Origin of the sequence: Bartonella clarridgeiae ATCC 51734 (assembly GCF_000518185.1) — a bacterium.
GTDB lineage: Bacteria > Pseudomonadota > Alphaproteobacteria > Rhizobiales > Rhizobiaceae > Bartonella > Bartonella clarridgeiae.
Genome location: NZ_JADC01000011.1, coordinates 53,335 through 71,434 on the forward strand (window position 1 = coordinate 53,335; position 18,100 = coordinate 71,434).

General features: G+C 39.3%; 13 protein-coding genes and 1 pseudogene. 6 read left to right on the forward strand and 8 right to left on the reverse strand.

Annotation, left to right across the window (positions count from 1 at the left end; genetic code table 11):
* Positions 1–11 precede the first annotated feature (11 nt).
* The 5 genes from T420_RS0103865 to T420_RS0103885 all read right to left on the reverse strand — a co-directional run bounded on the left by T420_RS0103865 (position 12) and on the right by T420_RS0103885 (position 6,154).
* On the reverse strand, positions 12–923 hold the full coding sequence (locus T420_RS0103865) for a F0F1 ATP synthase subunit gamma (RefSeq protein ID WP_013545562.1): 912 nt from the start codon (positions 921–923) through the stop codon (positions 12–14).
* A gap of 20 nt (positions 924–943) precedes the next feature.
* Complete coding sequence (gene atpA, locus T420_RS0103870) at positions 944–2,476, reverse strand: F0F1 ATP synthase subunit alpha (RefSeq protein ID WP_013545563.1); 1,533 nt, start codon at positions 2,474–2,476, stop codon at positions 944–946.
* Positions 2,476–3,060 (reverse strand): ATP synthase F1 subunit delta, encoded by a 585-nt coding sequence (atpH, locus tag T420_RS0103875; RefSeq protein WP_013545564.1) that lies wholly within the window; start codon positions 3,058–3,060, stop codon positions 2,476–2,478. Before atpH ends, atpA begins: the two co-directional genes overlap by 1 nt.
* Before the next feature lie 183 nt (positions 3,061–3,243).
* A complete protein-coding gene (locus T420_RS0103880; RefSeq protein WP_013545565.1) occupies positions 3,244–3,867 on the reverse strand; it encodes a hypothetical protein in 624 nt (207 codons plus the stop codon).
* A gap of 55 nt (positions 3,868–3,922) precedes the next feature.
* Positions 3,923–6,154 carry a primosomal protein N' gene (locus T420_RS0103885; RefSeq protein WP_155914835.1) on the reverse strand — a complete coding sequence of 744 codons (2,232 nt, stop codon included), beginning with the start codon at positions 6,152–6,154 and terminating at the stop codon, positions 3,923–3,925.
* A 287-nt stretch (positions 6,155–6,441) separates the two neighbouring features.
* Here T420_RS0103885 and fsa point away from each other — a divergent pair, with 287 nt between their 5' ends.
* The gene (gene fsa / locus T420_RS0103890) at positions 6,442–7,095 is read left to right on the forward strand and encodes a fructose-6-phosphate aldolase (RefSeq protein WP_013545567.1); all 654 of its coding nucleotides are present in this window, start codon (positions 6,442–6,444) and stop codon (positions 7,093–7,095) included.
* Positions 7,096–7,291: 196 nt separating this feature from the next.
* Here fsa and T420_RS0103895 read toward each other — a convergent pair whose 3' ends face one another.
* Entirely contained in the window at positions 7,292–7,882 is a 591-nt protein-coding gene (locus tag T420_RS0103895) for a hypothetical protein (RefSeq protein WP_013545568.1), read from the reverse strand.
* On the reverse strand, positions 7,869–10,493 hold the full coding sequence (gene leuS, locus T420_RS0103900; RefSeq protein ID WP_013545569.1) for a leucine--tRNA ligase: 2,625 nt from the start codon (positions 10,491–10,493) through the stop codon (positions 7,869–7,871). The genes T420_RS0103895 and leuS overlap by 14 nt, the downstream gene beginning before the upstream one ends.
* Positions 10,494–10,650: 157 nt before the next feature.
* Here leuS and T420_RS0103905 point away from each other — a divergent pair, with 157 nt between their 5' ends.
* From T420_RS0103905 to T420_RS0103925, 5 genes and pseudogenes are all read left to right on the forward strand, one after another.
* Positions 10,651–11,331, forward strand: coding sequence for a YggS family pyridoxal phosphate-dependent enzyme (locus T420_RS0103905; protein ID WP_013545570.1), 681 nt, complete (start codon positions 10,651–10,653; stop codon positions 11,329–11,331).
* A 220-nt stretch (positions 11,332–11,551) separates the two neighbouring features.
* Positions 11,552–13,509: pseudogene (gene acs / locus T420_RS06945) on the forward strand (acetate--CoA ligase).
* 113 nt (positions 13,510–13,622) lie between these two features.
* The gene (gene ftsE, locus T420_RS0103915; RefSeq protein WP_013545572.1) at positions 13,623–14,282 is read left to right on the forward strand and encodes a cell division ATP-binding protein FtsE; all 660 of its coding nucleotides are present in this window, start codon (positions 13,623–13,625) and stop codon (positions 14,280–14,282) included.
* Positions 14,275–15,249 carry a cell division protein FtsX gene (locus T420_RS0103920; RefSeq protein ID WP_013545573.1) on the forward strand — a complete coding sequence of 325 codons (975 nt, stop codon included), beginning with the start codon at positions 14,275–14,277 and terminating at the stop codon, positions 15,247–15,249. The genes ftsE and T420_RS0103920 overlap by 8 nt, the downstream gene beginning before the upstream one ends.
* A 4-nt stretch (positions 15,250–15,253) precedes the next feature.
* A complete protein-coding gene (locus T420_RS0103925; RefSeq protein ID WP_013545574.1) occupies positions 15,254–15,931 on the forward strand; it encodes a YdcF family protein in 678 nt (225 codons plus the stop codon).
* Between the two features lie 183 nt (positions 15,932–16,114).
* Here T420_RS0103925 and T420_RS0103930 read toward each other — a convergent pair whose 3' ends face one another.
* A complete protein-coding gene (locus tag T420_RS0103930) occupies positions 16,115–18,097 on the reverse strand; it encodes a MacB family efflux pump subunit (protein WP_013545575.1) in 1,983 nt (660 codons plus the stop codon).
* Positions 18,098–18,100 lie beyond the last annotated feature (3 nt).

Below are 18,100 nucleotides of genomic sequence, written 5' to 3' on the forward strand. Positions count from 1 at the left end.
ACCTTCTCACTTTAAAGCGCTTCAGCGCCCGCAATAATTTCGATCAATTCTGTTGTAATTTGCGCCTGACGCTGACGATTATACGTTACAGTCAACTTATTAATCATTTCACCGGCATTGCGTGATGCATTGTCCATAGCACTCATTTTTGCACCCATTTCACCCGCAACATTTTCAAGCAAAGCACGAAAGATTTGCACAGAGAGATTACGGGGAACAAGTTCATCCACAAGAAAAGCTGCATCCGGCTCATAATCATAAACAGCCGATTGTACAACTCTACTTTTCTTTTCTTTTTTAATACCACCAACCTCATCAGGAAATTCCTTTTGAGCAACTACTGGAATTAAATTAACAGTTTTTGGACACTGGTTAATGACTGATACAAATTCAGAGTAAAAAAGCGTACAAACATCAAATACCCCTTCATTGAAAAGATCAATAATACACTTACTGATTTTTTCTGCCTCGGCAAAAGTTATCTGTTTCACAGAACGCAAATCAACATGATCAACCATCAGAGCTTTAAAATCACGAAGCAAAATATCTGCTCCTTTTTTTCCAACAGTTAAAATTTTAACCGTTTTACCTCTAGAAAGAAGGCCATTAATACGTTCACGCGCATGACGAACAATTTGCGTATTAAAAGCACCACACAAACCACGCTCAGCTGTACAAACGACTAAAAGGTGCTTATCATCTCGCCCTGTACCGCACATTAAAGGTGGTGCATCCACTGGATCAATATCAGCAAATACACGCGCTAAAAGAGCAGCCATACGCTGAGCGTAGGGACGCGCAGATTCAGCAGCTTCTTGCGCACGGTGCAACTTTGCCGCTGCAACCATCTGCATGGCTTTGGTAATCTTTTGAGTTGCCTTAACCGAGGCAATACGGTCTCTAAGATCCTTTAGCGACGCCATTTAAGCATTCCACCAATCAATTAAGAAAAACTCTTTGCATAACTATCAAGGACAGCAATCATCTTAGTTTTAATTTCATCCGTTATTTGTTTTTGCTCAGCGATGGCATCTAAGAGCTCCTCATGATTACTGCGTAGGAGTGTCAAAAGTCCCTGTTCAAATCGCCCAACATCAGAAACAGCTAATGAATCAAGATAACCATTCACACCAGCGAAAATAACAACAACTTGTTCTTGTATTTTAAGTGGTGAAAATTGTAGCTGCTTTAAAAGCTCTGTCAAACGTTCACCACGATTTAAAAGATGCTGCGTTGACGCATCTAAATCTGAACCAAATTGCGCAAAAGCCGCCATTTCCCGATATTGAGCTAATTCACCCTTGATAGAACCAGCAACCTGCTTCATTGCCTTAATTTGAGCAGCAGAACCAACACGTGAAACAGAAAGCCCAACATTCACTGCAGGACGAATCCCTTGATAGAATAAATTTGTCTCCAGAAAAATCTGACCATCGGTGATTGAAATCACATTGGTTGGAATATAAGCAGAAACATCATTAGCTTGTGTTTCAATCACCGGCAGAGCCGTTAAAGATCCGGAACCATTATCTGCATTAAGCTTTGCAGCCCGTTCCAAAAGACGAGAGTGCAGATAAAAAACATCTCCTGGATAAGCTTCACGACCAGGAGGGCGACGCAATAAAAGAGACATTTGACGATAAGCCACAGCCTGTTTGGAAAGATCATCATAACCAATCAAAGCATGTTGACCATTATCGCGAAAATACTCTCCCATTGCACAACCAGCAAGAGGAGCAATAAATTGCATCGGAGCAGAATCAGAGGCTGTAGCTGCGACAATAATTGAATAATCAAGAGCTCCGTGTTCTTCCAAGACTTTAACAAATTGTGCAACCGCTGAACGTTTCTGACCGATTGCCACATAGATACAATATACTTTGTCTTTCTCTCGCCCTCTCTCTTCATGAAAAGACTTCTGATTGAGAAATGTATCGAGCAAAATAGCTGTTTTTCCTGTTTGACGATCACCGATCACCAATTCACGCTGTCCACGTCCAATCGGGATCAAAGCATCAATAACCTTTAATCCGGTTGACATAGGCTCATGCACAGACTGACGTGGAATGATACCAGGAGCCTTGACATCCACACGACGACGCTCCTTTGTTTTGATAGGGCCCTTTCCATCAATAGGATTACCCAGTGCATCCACAACACGACCGAGCAAAGCTGGCCCTACAGGAACATCCACAATAGCACCAAGTCGTTTAACGGTATCACCCTCACGGATATCACGGTCTGATCCAAAAATCACAACCCCAACATTATCAATTTCCAAATTCAGTGCCATCCCCTGCACACCATTGGAGAAAGCAACCATCTCACCCGCCTGGACATTATCCAGACCATAAACGCGAGCAATCCCATCACCCACAGATAAAACCCAACCAACCTCTGAAACTTCAGCTTTTTGGTCAAAGCTCTTGATTTGCTTTTTTAGAATTTTTGAAATTTCAGACGGTCTAATATCCATCAGCTGACCTCTTTTTTCAATGCAAGCTTAAGTGAAGATAATTTTGTTATAACGGACATATCAATTTGATATGACCCTAAACGAATGATAACCCCCCCAAGAATTGTTGGATCAACAGAAACCTGTAATACAACACTCCCCTGAACAACACTTTCCAACGCTCCACACAACATCCCTTTCTGCTGAGCATTTAAAGGATATGCAGAAGTAACTTGCGCCAAAAACTCTCTACGGAGAAAAGCAAGATGACGCTGAAAAGCTCGTAAAATACTCGATAACGCAAAGAGCCTACGATTAGCTGCAATAACGCCCAAAAAATTGCGAAAAATGTGACCCGCTTCTTGATGAGCCGATCCCATGCTTTCACAAAGAACATTTAATGCTTCTTTCTGTTCTCTTACTGAAAAGAATGGGCTGTGTATAAAATGTTTCAAATCCTCATTTTGCTCCAAAACTTTCAAGAAAGACGCTACTTCCTTTTCAACATGCTCAACACAACCTGTTTCTTGAGCCAAATCAAAAAATGCTTTTGCATAACGCTGGCTCATTAACGGCAATGGCACAAGAGAAACTGAATCTGACATGAAATACCGCCTCTTTCCTTAAGGGATTCTCTGATATTGATCAGATAAAATGGACCACATATTTCAAATTCCAAAAATCTTTTTCTTGAAACTCAGAACAAAAATTTCTCAACCTCTAGCATAGACATAACCGACTCGCAACACCACAAAGTGACGCTTTTTGAAAATTTTTAGATAAAATAACTAAAATAGTTTTTCAATTGACGGATGAGTAACACATTTTTTTTTGAGTCCATTTTTGATATCGGTCGATACCTGATTCAATTTTTTCATATCCACTTCGTAAAAAGTGTCAAATACTGAAGAGGAAATTTCTGTTCCAACTTTAGCTAGTAAAACATCCATCTTAAAACTTTCATCCATCAAAAGAGCTTCCACAACGTCTACTGAAAGATCCAAAATACGAGCCTTTTCCATCAATTTACGATGATTTTGTAAATGCTGCAAAATTTGCGCTGTCAGCGGTCCAACGATACTCTTATGGTGAACACTTAGTGATTTATTAAAAGCCATAATATCTTGCAAAATTATATCGTCATAAAAAGCTGCATAACCATAAACCAATTGGCGAGAATTCATAACTGGAAAACCACAAAGAGATCGCATCACTTGTTGTGGAGAAGCAATGATTGGCTGAAAAGCCTTTTCTATTTCTCTCATCAACCGATAAGTAAAAACAAAAACAGTCGCATCAACGCTTTGCATTTCCTTTTTTTCATTGTTTTTAATCACATCAGAAACCGATGCTTGTACTCCTGTTCCGATAAGCCAAGTAAAAATAAAAATTATAAATCCAATCTTTTTCAAAACAGCTCCCCCATTGAAAACATGTTTTTAATAAACAAATAGATATCCTTATTTTTTAGAGAAAACTTTGCGGATCAATATCAATTTGAACCCGAACCGAACTAGGCTTTTTTGGTGCGCGAGATAGAACAACACGAATAAACCCTTGCATATCAAAAGAGCGCCGCCCATGGAATAAAAGTCGAAAACGATAACGCCTCCGCACAAGCGCTAGCTGTGCTTCCGCTGGTCCCATCACCGACACACCTTTCATCGATGGTGCAACTTGGCGCAATGCACGAGCATAATTTTCTGCAGCTTGGCGTTTTTCTGAAGAAACAATCAAAGCTGCAAACCGTCCATAAGGAGGTAAAGAATCATGCTGGCGCATAGCAATCTCACGCTCATAAAAATCCTCACGCTGTTGTGAAAGCAAAGCTTTTATAACCGGATGATCCGGTTGATAAGTTTGCAACAATCCTAAACTTTCCAATCCCATACGCCCAGCTCGCCCTGTAACTTGCGACAAAAGCTGAAAAGTGCGCTCACCTGCACGTAAATCACCATTGGCAAGACCAAGATCAGCGTCAATCACCCCAACCAAAGACAATCCAGGGAAATGATGCCCCTTAGCAACTAACTGTGTTCCAATAATAATATCCACATCCCCCTTTGCAATTGCTTCTAATTCTCGTCGTAATTGACTGATTCCTCCTTTTAAATCAGTAGACAGAATAAGCAACTGTGCCTGTGGAAAAAGCGTCCGTGTTTCCTCGGCAATTCTTTCCACTCCTGGCCCACAAGCTACTAAATGATCCAATGTCCCACACTCTGGACAAGCTTCTGGAATAGGTTGATAATAACCACAATGATGACATTTAAGCTGTCCTCGTAAACGGTGCTCTACCAACCAACTCGAACAATCCATACAATGAAAGCGATGTCCACACATCCGACAAAGTGTTAAAGGCGCATATCCACGCCGATTGAGAAACAAGAGAGCCTGTTCACCTTTTTTCAAAGTTTTTCCCAAAGCCTGTTCAAGAACAGAAGAAATAAAGCGTCCTTTTTCTACTCCCCCTTTGCGCATATCAATTACTTGCAAATGGGGCAACGCTGCTGCTTGAAACCGTGAAGGCAAATGCACCTGCTGATAACGCCCCCATAAAACATTGACCTGACTCTCAATTGAAGGGGTCGCTGAAGATAAAATAACTGGACAACGCTCAAAAGACCCCCGCGCAACAGCCATATCCCGCGCATGATAAAAAATACGTTCTTCTTGTTTATAAGCACCATCATGTTCTTCATCAACAACAATTAATCCAAGATCTAGAAAGGGCAAAAAAAGTGCTGAACGTGCTCCTGCAACAACCCGTACTTTTCCTTCTGCGACTTGCCGCCATACACGTTCACGACGACGCGGTGTTAAATCGGAATGCCATTCAGCCGCTGAAGCTCCAAAACGTGCATGGAAACGGTCTAAAAATTGCTGTGTTAAGGCAATTTCCGGCAATAAAATTAAAACCTGTTTGTTACCCTTTAGTGCTTGAGCAACCGCTTCAAAATATACTTCTGTTTTGCCTGATCCCGTGACCCCATCAAGCAAAAAAACCTGAAATTGAGACGACAACACCCCTTCTCGGAGCAAATTCGCTGCCGATTTCTGTGCTCCTTCTAAAACAGGTGGACAAAAATCAGGATCAGGCATAGCAACCACTGCCTGTGCTGGTAGTATAACTTCTTCAAAAATCCCAAGCGATTTTAAAAGATCCACCACTGAAGGAGAAGTTCCTGCCGCATGAGCAAGACCAGAACGAGTCCAAATCATCCCATCACGAGCCAATTTTAAAACTCGCGATCGCGCTGGTGTTAACCGCCCCACATCCCCTCCCAAGTAACGCAAACCCACCATCTTCTCTTCTGGATCTAAGGCTGTCGGCACACGCAAAACTAGTCCTGCAACAAGACCGAAAGGTGTCATGGTATACTGACTGAAAAAACGCAAAAATGCGATCATTTCAGCTTTTAATGGCGGACAATCAAAAACATGAGTCACAAAGCGCAATTTGTCACGCACTACAGGAACAGCTGTCACTCTCTTTAAACCATTCCTTTGTTCTTCTTCAGATATCGACTCACCAACAGCTACCACAAAACCACAAATCTCGCGCCCTGCAACAGGAACACGCACAAAAGAGCCAACTTTTACCTCCATATGCAGCTCTACCCCATAACTATAGACCTGAGAAACTGGGATCGGCACCACAACCGAAACAATTTTCATTTCTGTCACAATTGACTTCACCTTTTTACATCGATATTGCTCTGATCTTATTTTTGATTTTATCTGTTCTCATATCCCCTTTTCCCTGGCATGTTCTTATATTCCGACACAATAAGCATTCCAGAATGAAACAACGCAATAATACACTTTTTCATTTTCTCTATTTCTTCTCAAGAAATTCTGTATCCACTCCTAATATACATCAATCAGCCCCTTGCTTTTGTTATAAAGAATAACGCATAACACACATAAGAAGAACCAATAGAAGTGTTTAAAAACAAGCTTTTAAAAACCCAAGGAGATTTTGAATGAAATTTTTTGTGGATAGTGCTCATATAGAAGATATCCAAGAATTACAAAATTTAGGACTGGTTGATGGTGTCACAACCAATCCTTCTCTCATTCTCAAATCTGGACGTAATATTTTTGAGACTATCAAAGAAATTTGTACTCTCGTCACCGGACCAGTTTCTGCTGAAGTTGTTGCAACTAATTTCAATAATATGATGAAAGAAGCTGCTGTTTTAGCAAAAATTGCTGACAATATTTGCATCAAGCTCCCCCTAACACTTGATGGATTAAAAGCTTGTAAAGCCCTCACTGAACAGGGACTAAAAACAAACCTTACCCTTTGTTTTTCTGCTAATCAAGCCTTGTTGGCTGCAAAAGCAGGAGCAACATTTATTTCACCCTTTATTGGAAGAATCGACGATTGTGGACAAAATGGCATAGAACTGCTCCACGAAATTCGCACTCTTTATGACCAATATAATTTTACAACTCAAATTTTAGCTGCCTCTATCCGTTCTGTCCATCATGTTAAAGAAGCAGCATTGAGCGGTGCAGATGTTGCAACTATTCCACCAGCAATCTTAAAAAATCTGGTTAAACATCCTTTAACCGACCAAGGCTTACAGACATTTGCAACGGACTGGGCGAAAACTGGACAAAACATCGTTTAAAAAGCATTTAAAATCTTACAGAATATTGTCGTTCCTATTTAAGCACATCAAAGAAGATATTTTTAAAGAGACAAGATATTATAAGAAGAGGAAATAAGATTTTCCCTAACCCTACTATTTACGTATCATATCCAAGATTTCTTCATGAAAAACATGGAACACGTTCTAAGTTTTAACATTTAAAGAATTTGAGCTTTTAAAAAGTAGAAATTTTTGCAAGATCTTTTGCAAGCAACATAAAAATACGTTCAGCCAATTCTTCAGCAACGCGTTTTTGCGCATTCTTCTCAGCTTGCACTGTTGCATATTCCTGACGAAGTCGATCAAAAGAAGCACTCATTGTTCCTGTCCCTTTTGCGACAGGTTCGTTTTTCATGTTCTTTAAAATATAAGCAGCTCTACTCACAATTGTCCCAACAGAAGAGTGTCCTATTCTATCCCCTTCTCGATCACTGTTTATCTCGACAGATGTCCGTGTAAAAACCGATGTCTGCAATAACAATTGATAAACCGGCACAGAAGGCTTTCCTCCATGCCCATAGAGAAGAAACAACAAATGATTACGTACCATTTGACTAAAATGATCAGAGGGCTCTTCAATCACAATGGCTGCAAGCTTCTCAGAAAGTCCTGTAGAAATCCTTTCTGATACCCCACCATGCAGAAGAGAAATCGTGGGCGTCGACACCTGTGAGACGTGACGATAAAGTGGTTCAATGGTACACCCACTAAGAAAAGTAAACAAACAAGAAAAAACAGCAACAATAAATCCATTAAATAATGACATTAACAATCCTTTTTGGAACAATAATCATTTTCTTAATGGATTTTCCTGCTAATTGTGCTTGCACAAAATCAAGAGCACAAACCGCTTCTTCAATTGCCGCATTATCAGCTATCACAGCAATAGTTACATTGCCCCGCTTTTTGCCATTAATCTGGACCGGTAAAGTAATATACTCTTCAATCGTTAATGCAGAATCATAAGCAGGCCAAGCGCACTGCGATATCAGTGTCTTTCCACCCAAAACAGCATGACATTCTTCCGCTAAATGAGGCATCATAGGCGCAATCATTGCAATGAAAAAATCCATTGCTTGACGCATAGCGAACTTCATTTCATCTTCAGCATTTTCTATATTATTTAAAAAGGAGTTCATCACATTCAATAATTCATAAAGGCGTGCAATAGCTCGATTAAAGGCAAGTTTTTCTAAATCATCTCCTACAGCACAAAGTGTGCGATGAGCTGCTTTGGAAAGTTCTAAAGCAGCTCCTTTCTGTCCTGCACATGGCGTTATTTCCTTTAAAACCGGAGCACTTAAAGCCACTAAACGCCAGACGCGCTGCACAAAACGGTGTGCGCCTTCAATTCCAGATTCCGTCCAGATCACATCACGTTCAGGAGGAGAATCCGATAACATAAACCAGCGTATAGTATCTGCTCCATAAGAAGCAATAATATCATCAGGATCAATGACATTCTTTTTTGATTTTGACATTTTTTCAATTGAACCAATCATCACTTCACTTCGATCGGTTAGCTTATATGCACAACGTCTCCCATCTTTTTCAACGACTACGATATCTGCCGGTGAAACCCACCCTTGATCATCCCGATAGGTTTCATGAACAACCATACCTTGCGTAAACAGACCTTTGAAAGGCTCATCTACCGAAACATAGCCTATCATCTTCATCGCACGTGTAAAAAAACGTGCATATAAAAGATGCAAAATTGCATGCTCAATACCACCAATATATTGTTGAACAGGCAACCATTGCGCTGCTATTTTCTGGTCTATTGGTTCTTGAGCATGAGGTGTAGTAAAGCGTGCATAATACCAAGAAGAATCAACAAAAGTATCCATTGTATCGGTTTCACGTTTTGCCGATTGACCACAGGAAGGACAAACTACCTTTTGCCATTCATTATGACGCGCAAGTGGATTACCAGGCTGATCAAAAGTGACATCATCGGGCAACACAACCGGCAAATCAGCACGTGGTACAGGAACGACACCACAAGCCGTACAATGGATCATAGGGATCGGACAACCCCAATAACGCTGACGTGAAATTCCCCAATCATGTAATCGAAATTGCACTGTTTTTTGTGCCTGAGGCTGACCCTTGAGCAACTGTTTCTCGAGCCGCTCAGCAACCACTTGAAAAGCTTCCTGCAATGTAAAACCATCTAAAAAGCCTGAATTGATCATCACGCCATCGCCCGTATAAGCTGTTTCAGCAATGACAAAATTCTTAGCATCACTTCCTTTTGGTATAATTACTGGGCGCACAGCAAGATTATATTTTCGTGCAAAATCCAAATCTCTCTGATCATGAGCAGGACACCCAAAAATAGCCCCTGTTCCATAATCCATGAGAACAAAATTAGCAATATAAATAGGAAGATGCACCGTCGGATCAAAGGGGTGAACAGCAAAAAGTGGCGTACGAAATCCTTGTTTTTTAGCTGTTTCAAACGCCACTTCTGTAGTACCATTACACCGACAGCTTTCAATAAAAGTATCAAGCTCCTTATCCTTCTGTGCTAAAGCCTTCGCAATTGGATGATCAACAGAAAGAGCTAAAAAAGAAGCACCAAAGAGAGTCTCAGGACGTGTTGAATAACAAATAATTTCATCAAACGCATCACAGACATCATGCACTGCATCTGTTTTATGCAAAGCCCAACGAATAAGAAGACCTTGTGACTTGCCAATCCAATTTTTTTGCATAATGCGTACTTTTTCTGGCCACCGATCAAGCTTTTCAAGTCCTGCCAACAAGTCATCACTAAAATCACTGATTTTGAAAAACCACTGTGTTAATTCACGTTGTTCAACCAATGCACCAGAACGCCAACCACAACCATCAACAACCTGTTCATTAGCTAAAACCGTTTGATCAACAGGGTCCCAATTAACCTTAGCCACCTTACGCGAAATAAGCCCCTTCTGATAGAAATCCAGAAACAACATTTGTTGACGATGATAATATTCCACATCACATGTAGCAAATTCACGGGACCAATCCAAAGAAAAACCTAATTGCTTTAACTGCTTCCTCATCACCGTGATATTTTCATAAGTCCATACTTTAGGGTGTACGTTATTTTGCACAGCAGCATTTTCAGCTGGCATTCCAAAAGCGTCCCATCCCATTGGATGAAGCACATGAAACCCCTTTGCCCGCTTATATCGCGCAACAACATCGCCCATAGTATAATTGCGTACATGTCCCATATGAATGCGTCCAGAAGGATAAGGGAACATTTCTAAAACATAATATTTTTCACGCTCACCATCATCAGTGGCTTGAAAAATCTTCTTTTCATCCCAAATCGCTTGCCATTTTTGTTCTTGTGCACGTGGATTATAGCGTTCACTCATCATTCCTATTATACTCTAATTATAAAATTAATCTCAAAATTCTGATAAAGATTCACCATGGATTAATGTTATCGTCAACCTTTTCATTAATTATTTTTAATAACTTTATAAAAAATTATCTAACTACTGCATAATACATAAAAACAGAAAGCATAACCCTATGAATACACGGAATATTTCTTCTATTGATGCATGGAAAAACCTTCAACAAGACATTGCCAAAACATGTGAGAACTATCATCGTCCCGTAGAGAATATTCAACTCATTGCTGTTTCAAAAACTGTTTCCGCAGACAATATTGTTCCTCTTCTGCAGGTAGGACAGTCCCTTTTTGCTGAAAATCGTGTGCAAGAAGCAAATGAAAAATGGCCTCCTTTACGACAAAAATTCAAGACAATCGAGCTTCATCTCATTGGTCCTTTACAATCCAATAAAACAACAGAAGCTGTTAAAATCTTTGATGTCATTCAAACTGTTGATCGAGAAAAAATAGCCAAAAACCTAGCAAAAGAAATGCAAAAGCAGAAAAAGCATCTCCCCTGCTATGTTCAAGTTAATATGGGATTAGAACCACAAAAAAGTGGTATTGCTCCGCAAGAAGTAAAAGCATTTGTTGCTCAATGCAAAAATAATTATGGACTTGATATCGTCGGGCTGATGGCGATTCCCCCAGTTCAAGAAAATCCTGGTCCTTATTTTGCTCTTTTAGCAAAACTTGCAAAAGAAACGAACCTTTCAAAACTTTCTATGGGCATGTCCAATGACTTTAAAATCGCTATTCAATTTGGTGCAAATGTTCTTCGTATTGGATCTGCTTTGTTTGGAAATCGTTCCCTTTAATCATTTTTTTTACTTAATTTAAGCCTTTTCATTCTTTATAAAAGCACATAAAAAGGTTCTTTGTAATATTCATTGTACAAAATTAACTGTTCGAACCTAGGTAGCTTCAGCTGAACACAAAATTTTCATTCTTATTATAAGGAACGCATGAAAAATAGGATAAAGAAACAGAATAACAAAATAGTAACTTTTTCGACATCAATAAAATAGGGAGGGAACAATGTCTGAAAAAACTTATCCAGTACCAACACATCTCAAAAAAAATGCTTTCATTAATCATGAAACTCACCGAAAATGGTACCAACAAAGCCTCAACGATCCAGAAGCTTTCTGGGCAAAACATGGCTAACGCATTGAATGGTTTAAACCCTACACAAAGGTAAAAAACGCTTCATTTAATCACTCTGTATCGATTAAATGGTACGAGGACGGAATCACAAATGTGGCCTATAATTGCATTGATCGGCATTTAAAAAATCACCGTGATCAAATCGCACTCATTTGGGAAAGTGACGACCCCAATATTGACCCAAAAATAACTTATAATGGCCTTTATGAACAAGTGTGTCGCTTTTCTAACATCTTAAAAAAATATGGTATTAAAAAAGGGGATAGGATCACCATTTACCTACCGATGATTCCTGAAGCAGCTTATGCTATGCTCGCATGTGCCCGTATTGGTGCTATTCATTCAGTCATCTTTGCTGGCTTTTCTGCCGAAGCTATTGCAAGACGTCTCATCGATTGTGACTCAACCTTTATCATTACTGCTGATCAAGCTTTACATGGAAGAAAAGCAATTAATTTAAAAGAAAATGTTGATCAAGCCATTTATATAGCAGCCGGCCACAATGTACATGTCAACCATGTCATGGTCATAAAACGCACAAGTGAAAAAATTGACTGGGTTGCAGAACGTGATTTCTGGTATCATGAAGAGGTACTTCATGCTTCAACTGATTGTCCCCCAGAAAAAATGAATGCTGAAGATCCTCTTTTTATTCTATATACTTCAGGATCGACAGGAAAACCAAAAGGTGTTCTGCATACAACAGGTGGATATCTCGTCTATGTGTCAATGACACACCAATATGTTTTCGATTACCATCCCCATGAAATTTATTGGTGTACCGCTGATATTGGCTGGATCACTGGCCACTCTTATCTGGTGTATGGGCCTTTATGTAATGGTGCCACAACCCTAATGTTCGAAGGCATACCAACTTTTCCTGATAAAGGCAGATTCTGGGATATTGTCGATAAACACCAAGTCAATACACTCTAAACCGCACCAACCGCCATTCGTGCTTTAATGGGTGCAGGAGATTCATATGTCAAACGTTCTCAAAGGACATCTTTACGCCTCTTAGGAACAGTGGGCGAACCGATCAATCCAGAAGCATGGGAATGGTTCTATCACACTGTTGGAGACAGCCGTTGTCCTATTCTTGATACATGGTGGCAAACGGAAACAGGAGGACATATGATCACTCCTCTCCCCGGAGCCACAACGCTCAAACCGGGGTCAGCTACACATCCATTTTTTGGCATCCATTTACAAAATCATTGACGCTCAAGGAAATATTGTGGAAGGAGAAGCAGAAGGAAGCCTTTGTATCGCTGATTCATGGCCTGGCCAAATGCGTATACCTTTATAATAACCATGAGCGCTTTGTCCAAACGTATTTTTCCACATATAAAGGAAAATATTTTACAGGCGATGGTTGTAAACGTGATAGCGATGGTTATTACTGGATTACAGGACGAATTGATGATATACTTAATGTTTCGGGTCACAGACTAGGGACTGCTGAACTTGAATCAGCGCTTGTTTCGCATCCTTATGTTTCAGAAGCGGCCGTCGTAGGATACCCTCACTCTATTAAAGGACAGGGAATTTATAGTTTTGTAACCTTAATAGAAGGGATGACATCAAGCGAGGAGTTACGCCAAAATCTTATTTAACATGTAAGAAAAGAAATTGGGGCTATTGCTACAATAGATAAGCTTCAATTTACCGCTCAACTGCCTAAAACACAATCAGGAAAAATTATAAGACGTATTTTGCGAAAAATTGCCGACAATAATCTTGATACCTTAGGAGACGTTTCAACCCTTGCCGGAACACAAATCATCGATGATCTTATTGCCAACCGGCAAAATACAGAAAATGATTGAGGCAGCTCAATAGAACAATAACACTGAAAAAAGATTGCAAATGAAAGTAAAATATTAATAGAGAATTCTCATAACATTATATTCACTACAAAAACATAAAGTGGTAATTAAAAGTGATTCGTTTTGAAAATGTTGGTTTGCGCTATGGAATGGGGCCTGAGATCCTTCGCGATATCAGTTTTCACATTCCCAAAGGATCGTTTCAATTTATAACTGGAGCTTCCGGATCAGGAAAAACATCATTGATGCGTCTTATGTTTCTTGCAATCAAACCAACCCGCGGTCACATTGATTTATTTGGAAATGACACAGCATTACTCAAACGACAAGAACTTCCTGTTTTGCGACAACGTATTGGAGTCGTTTTTCAAGATTTTCGACTGCTTGATCATATGACAACTTATGAAAATGTCTCCTTGCCTTTACGCATCAGGGGACAAGAAGAAGCAACCTATCGTAGTGAAGTAGAAGATCTTTTGCGATGGGTTGGTCTTGGCAATTATATTCACGTTTTACCACCCGTTCTTTCAGGTGGAGAAAAGCAAAGAGTAGCGATTGCACGTGCTCTTATTGATCAACCTGAAATTCTTCTCGCAGATGAACCCACAGGAAATGTTGATCCATCTTTGGCGTCGCGTCTACTTCGTTTATTTATTGAATTAAATCGTTTTGGCACAGCTGTCATCATTGCCACTCACGATATCTCATTGATGGAGCAAGTTGCTGCACGGCGTTTGATTCTTCACCAGGGACGGATGACAATTTATGAATAAACCTTCCCCTATTTTCTATATTCCAAAACGCATCTTTACAATTAATAAAGGAAAAAGAACGCCTATTATTCCTAGTAGCAATATGTCTGGACAAGCATTGGTTGCAGTCATTGCTATCATGACGTTTCTTTCAAGTCTAACATTAAGCAGCGTTGATTTAGTACAGCGTGCTGCTAGTAATTGGAGCAATCAAATTAGCTATGAAGCAACAATTCAAATCCGTCCAATTGAAAATGTTAATATTGAAAAAGCTCTTCATGATGCTGTTAAATTGGTGAAAACATTTCGAGGGATACAAGATGCCAAAATTGTTGATCAAACAGCCACTGAAAAATTACTTGAACCATGGCTTGGAACAGGTTTATCCCTCAAAGAACTTCCTATTCCCCGATTAATTATCGTCACTTTGAAAGAAAATGAAAAAATCAACTTTCAAGCAATCAGTCACGCCATTAAAATGCAAATCCCAGGTGGTCAATTTGATGATCATCACTTTTGGGTGAATCGATTTACCACTATGGCGCAAACAACTGTTTTTATTGGTTTTGCAATTTTAGCTCTCATTCTTGGCTCACTAATTCTTACAATTATTTTCGCGACACGCAATGCACTAGCAGAAAATGCGCATATTATTAACGTCTTATATTTTCTTGGTACTGAAACCATTTTCATTGCCCAACAATTTGATTGGCATTTTTTTAAAACTGCATTCCGCGGTGCATTATATGGCGGTGTGATAAGTACACTGCTCTTTAATATTTTTTCCTTCTGGACAAATTATAATTTAGGGATAGAAAAAACGCGCCAAGTCATCGCCTTGTTTGGCAACTTTTCCATGAGTTTCAACACTTATGGAAAAATTTGCATTCTCATTCTTTGTGTTGCTATCGTCACGACACTCACCAATCGAATTACTATTCTAGCACAACTTAAACAAATCGATCAATGCGAAAACGGCTTATTTTAATTCTATGATCCACGATACTTCTGATTCCAATATCCATGATAGGCCGCAACGCTCTCCTCCTGAACACAAAGTAAGTGTTACAAAACAACGTAAATCCTTTTTTTACTATTTGCCACCAACAGCACTCTTTATTTTGATCATCATTTTGATCTTTTGTGTTATTTTTTTTGCTTTTACTGAAAAAGTTGGACGATTTACTCCCCCACACCCCTTACAGAAAGTCGATGCAATCATCGTCCTTACAGGAGGGAAAAACCGAATAGAAACCGGGCTAAAACTCTTAGAAAAAGGGTTTGGTTCGCGACTATTAATCAGCGGAGTGAGCACAACAACACATCCCAATAAACTGATCCGTATGATGAACATCAATCCTCAACTCTTCTCCTGTTGTATTGATATTGGTTATCAAGCAATCAATACGCAAGGAAACGCTAAAGAAAGTGCTGATTGGATCAAAAAGCATCGCTATAAAACGCTTTATATCGTCACTCATGATTATCATATGATGCGTTCTTTACTTGAGTTTCAATATTTAATGCCTAACATCAATTTTATTGCCTATCCTATTAAACAAGATGTTGCAGATAGCTGGATAAAAGAAGCCAATCAAATACGTCTTCTTGTACTTGAATATATCAAAAACATCTGTGTAAAAATAAGAATGACATTGTCTTCTTTATAAAAAACTTTTCAAATGTCTTTTTAATTTAGACAATTGATCCTTTTGCCCTATTTCCTTGAATCATAGATATTTTTAATTCTTAATATTCCAAGAACTCCTCAATATCTTATTTTTTATTTTGGATAATATCACCTTTGCTCTTAAGATCACAAAAAGAGCCTCCATCCTCTTGAATAAGGTTTCTTAATCACGCGCAAGAGCAACAACAGGATCAAGCCGTGAAGCTTTTCGTGCCGGAAGAAAACCAAAACACACCCCAATAAAAGCTGAAAAGAGAACAGCTATTATAATTGAACGCGTTGTATAAATCAATTGGATAGGAGAGTTTCCTAAAACAAATAAGCCTCCAATGGCAAATCCAAAGAGAACCCCTAAACTTCCACCAATAACACAAACCAAAACCGATTCAATTAAAAATTGTTGCAAAATATCACTCTGGCGTGCACCAATCGCCATACGTACACCAATTTCATTAATTCGTTCAGCAACAGTGACCAGCATAATATTCATCACCCCAATTCCACCCACAACGAGCGAAATTGCTGCGATTGAAGCCACTAAAACTGTTAAAATTGCTGTACTTTCCATAATTTTTTTACGAAATGATTCCGAATTTCTAATGAAAAAATCTTCTTGTCCATGCCGCATAATTAACAAACGTCGGATCATAGTTTCTGCTAATTGTGAATCAACATTATCAGCCACTTGAAGAATAATAGCACGAACATCTGTTCTACCAAGAAAGCGGGTTTGTACTGTCGTATAAGGCAAATAAATCTGTATTGTGTCTGATACGCCTCCATGGTTTTGTGAATCCACAACACCAATAATACGGGCTGGCACATTACCCATACGTATAATTTTTCCAATGGGATTCTCTTGACCATTGGGGAAAAGAACGGCAAGTGCTTCTTTCTCTATTATCAAATCAACAGCTCGATCACGTACGCTTGATTGATCAAACAACCTTCCTTTAATTACTTTGAGCCCCTGTATTTGAAAAAATTGTTCTCCTACACCAACAACAACAGCCTTTGTTTCAATTGCATCACAATACACCATTGAATTCACGGAAATCTGAGACGTGACACCAGCAACATAAGGCAATTCAGATAACGCTTCGGCATCTGCCTCTACTAAACTGGTTATTTTTCCCGACTGTGGATCAGAAAGGCTTTTACCCGGTAGAATTGTCAAGGTATTGGTCCCAAAACTCTTTAAATTCTCAAGAATCTTTTTCTGAGTACCATTTCCCAAAGCAACCATCGCAACAACTGAAGAAATACCGATAATCACCCCAAGCATTGTTAAAAAAGTCCGCATTCGATGAGCATTCATTGCCAATAAAGCCATAACAAACGCTTCACGAAAACGTCCCATCAAAGCACGAAAAATCCCCATCTGTTGCATATTTTTTAGATCATCTTCTTTTTGAAGAAATTTCTCTTTACTGCTTGTTTTCTTAGTTTTTGACACATTATCGGAAATAATCTTCCCATCACTGATTTCAATAATACGGTCTGCCTTTTCAGCCACCTTCATATCATGGGTTACAATGACAATAGTCCGTCCCTCTTGATGAAGCTCATCTAAAATATGCAAAACTTCTTGACCACTTTTTCTGTCTAAAGCACCGGTTGGTTCATCCGCAAGAATAATATCAGCATCATTCATTAAAGCACGAGCAATTGAAACACGTTGTTGCTGCCCCCCTGAAAGCTGATTGGGATAATGGTTCATTCGATCGCGCATCCCTAAACGTGTTAAAAGGCTCTGCGCACGTTTTTTCCTTGTTTCTGCTAAGTATCCTGCATAAATAGCTGGAATTTCAACATTGCCAAGAGCTGTTAATTCATTGAGCAAATGATAACGCTGGAAAATAAAACCAAAGTGATTGCATCGCAAAGCTGACAATTCATCTGTTGAAAGCAAAGCTATTTCTTTTCCAGAAATCCAATAGCGCCCTGAACTCGGTCGATCAAGGCAGCCTAAAATATTCATTAACGTAGATTTTCCTGAGCCTGACGTTCCTACAATTGCAAGCATCTCCCCACGCTTAATGGTTAAATTGATGTTTTTTAAAACGCGGACCAATGTCTCACCTGCACGAAATTCGCGCACCACATCTTTCAACACAAGAACAGTATCTTTTGATTCTGTTGTCATGTT

Coding starts and splice junctions, on each gene's coding strand:
- T420_RS0103865 (WP_013545562.1), bottom strand. CDS start 923: ATGGCGTCGCTAAAGGATCTTAGAGACCGTATTGCCTCGGTTAAGGCA.
- atpA (WP_013545563.1), bottom strand. CDS start 2,476: ATGGATATTAGACCGTCTGAAATTTCAAAAATTCTAAAAAAGCAAATC.
- atpH (WP_013545564.1), bottom strand. CDS start 3,060: ATGTCAGATTCAGTTTCTCTTGTGCCATTGCCGTTAATGAGCCAGCGT.
- fsa (WP_013545567.1), top strand. CDS start 6,442: ATGAAATTTTTTGTGGATAGTGCTCATATAGAAGATATCCAAGAATTA.
- T420_RS0103895 (WP_013545568.1), bottom strand. CDS start 7,882: ATGTCATTATTTAATGGATTTATTGTTGCTGTTTTTTCTTGTTTGTTT.
- leuS (WP_013545569.1), bottom strand. CDS start 10,493: ATGATGAGTGAACGCTATAATCCACGTGCACAAGAACAAAAATGGCAA.
- T420_RS0103905 (WP_013545570.1), top strand. CDS start 10,651: ATGAATACACGGAATATTTCTTCTATTGATGCATGGAAAAACCTTCAA.
- T420_RS0103920 (WP_013545573.1), top strand. CDS start 14,275: ATGAATAAACCTTCCCCTATTTTCTATATTCCAAAACGCATCTTTACA.
- T420_RS0103925 (WP_013545574.1), top strand. CDS start 15,254: ATGATCCACGATACTTCTGATTCCAATATCCATGATAGGCCGCAACGC.
- T420_RS0103930 (WP_013545575.1), bottom strand. CDS start 18,097: ATGACAACAGAATCAAAAGATACTGTTCTTGTGTTGAAAGATGTGGTG.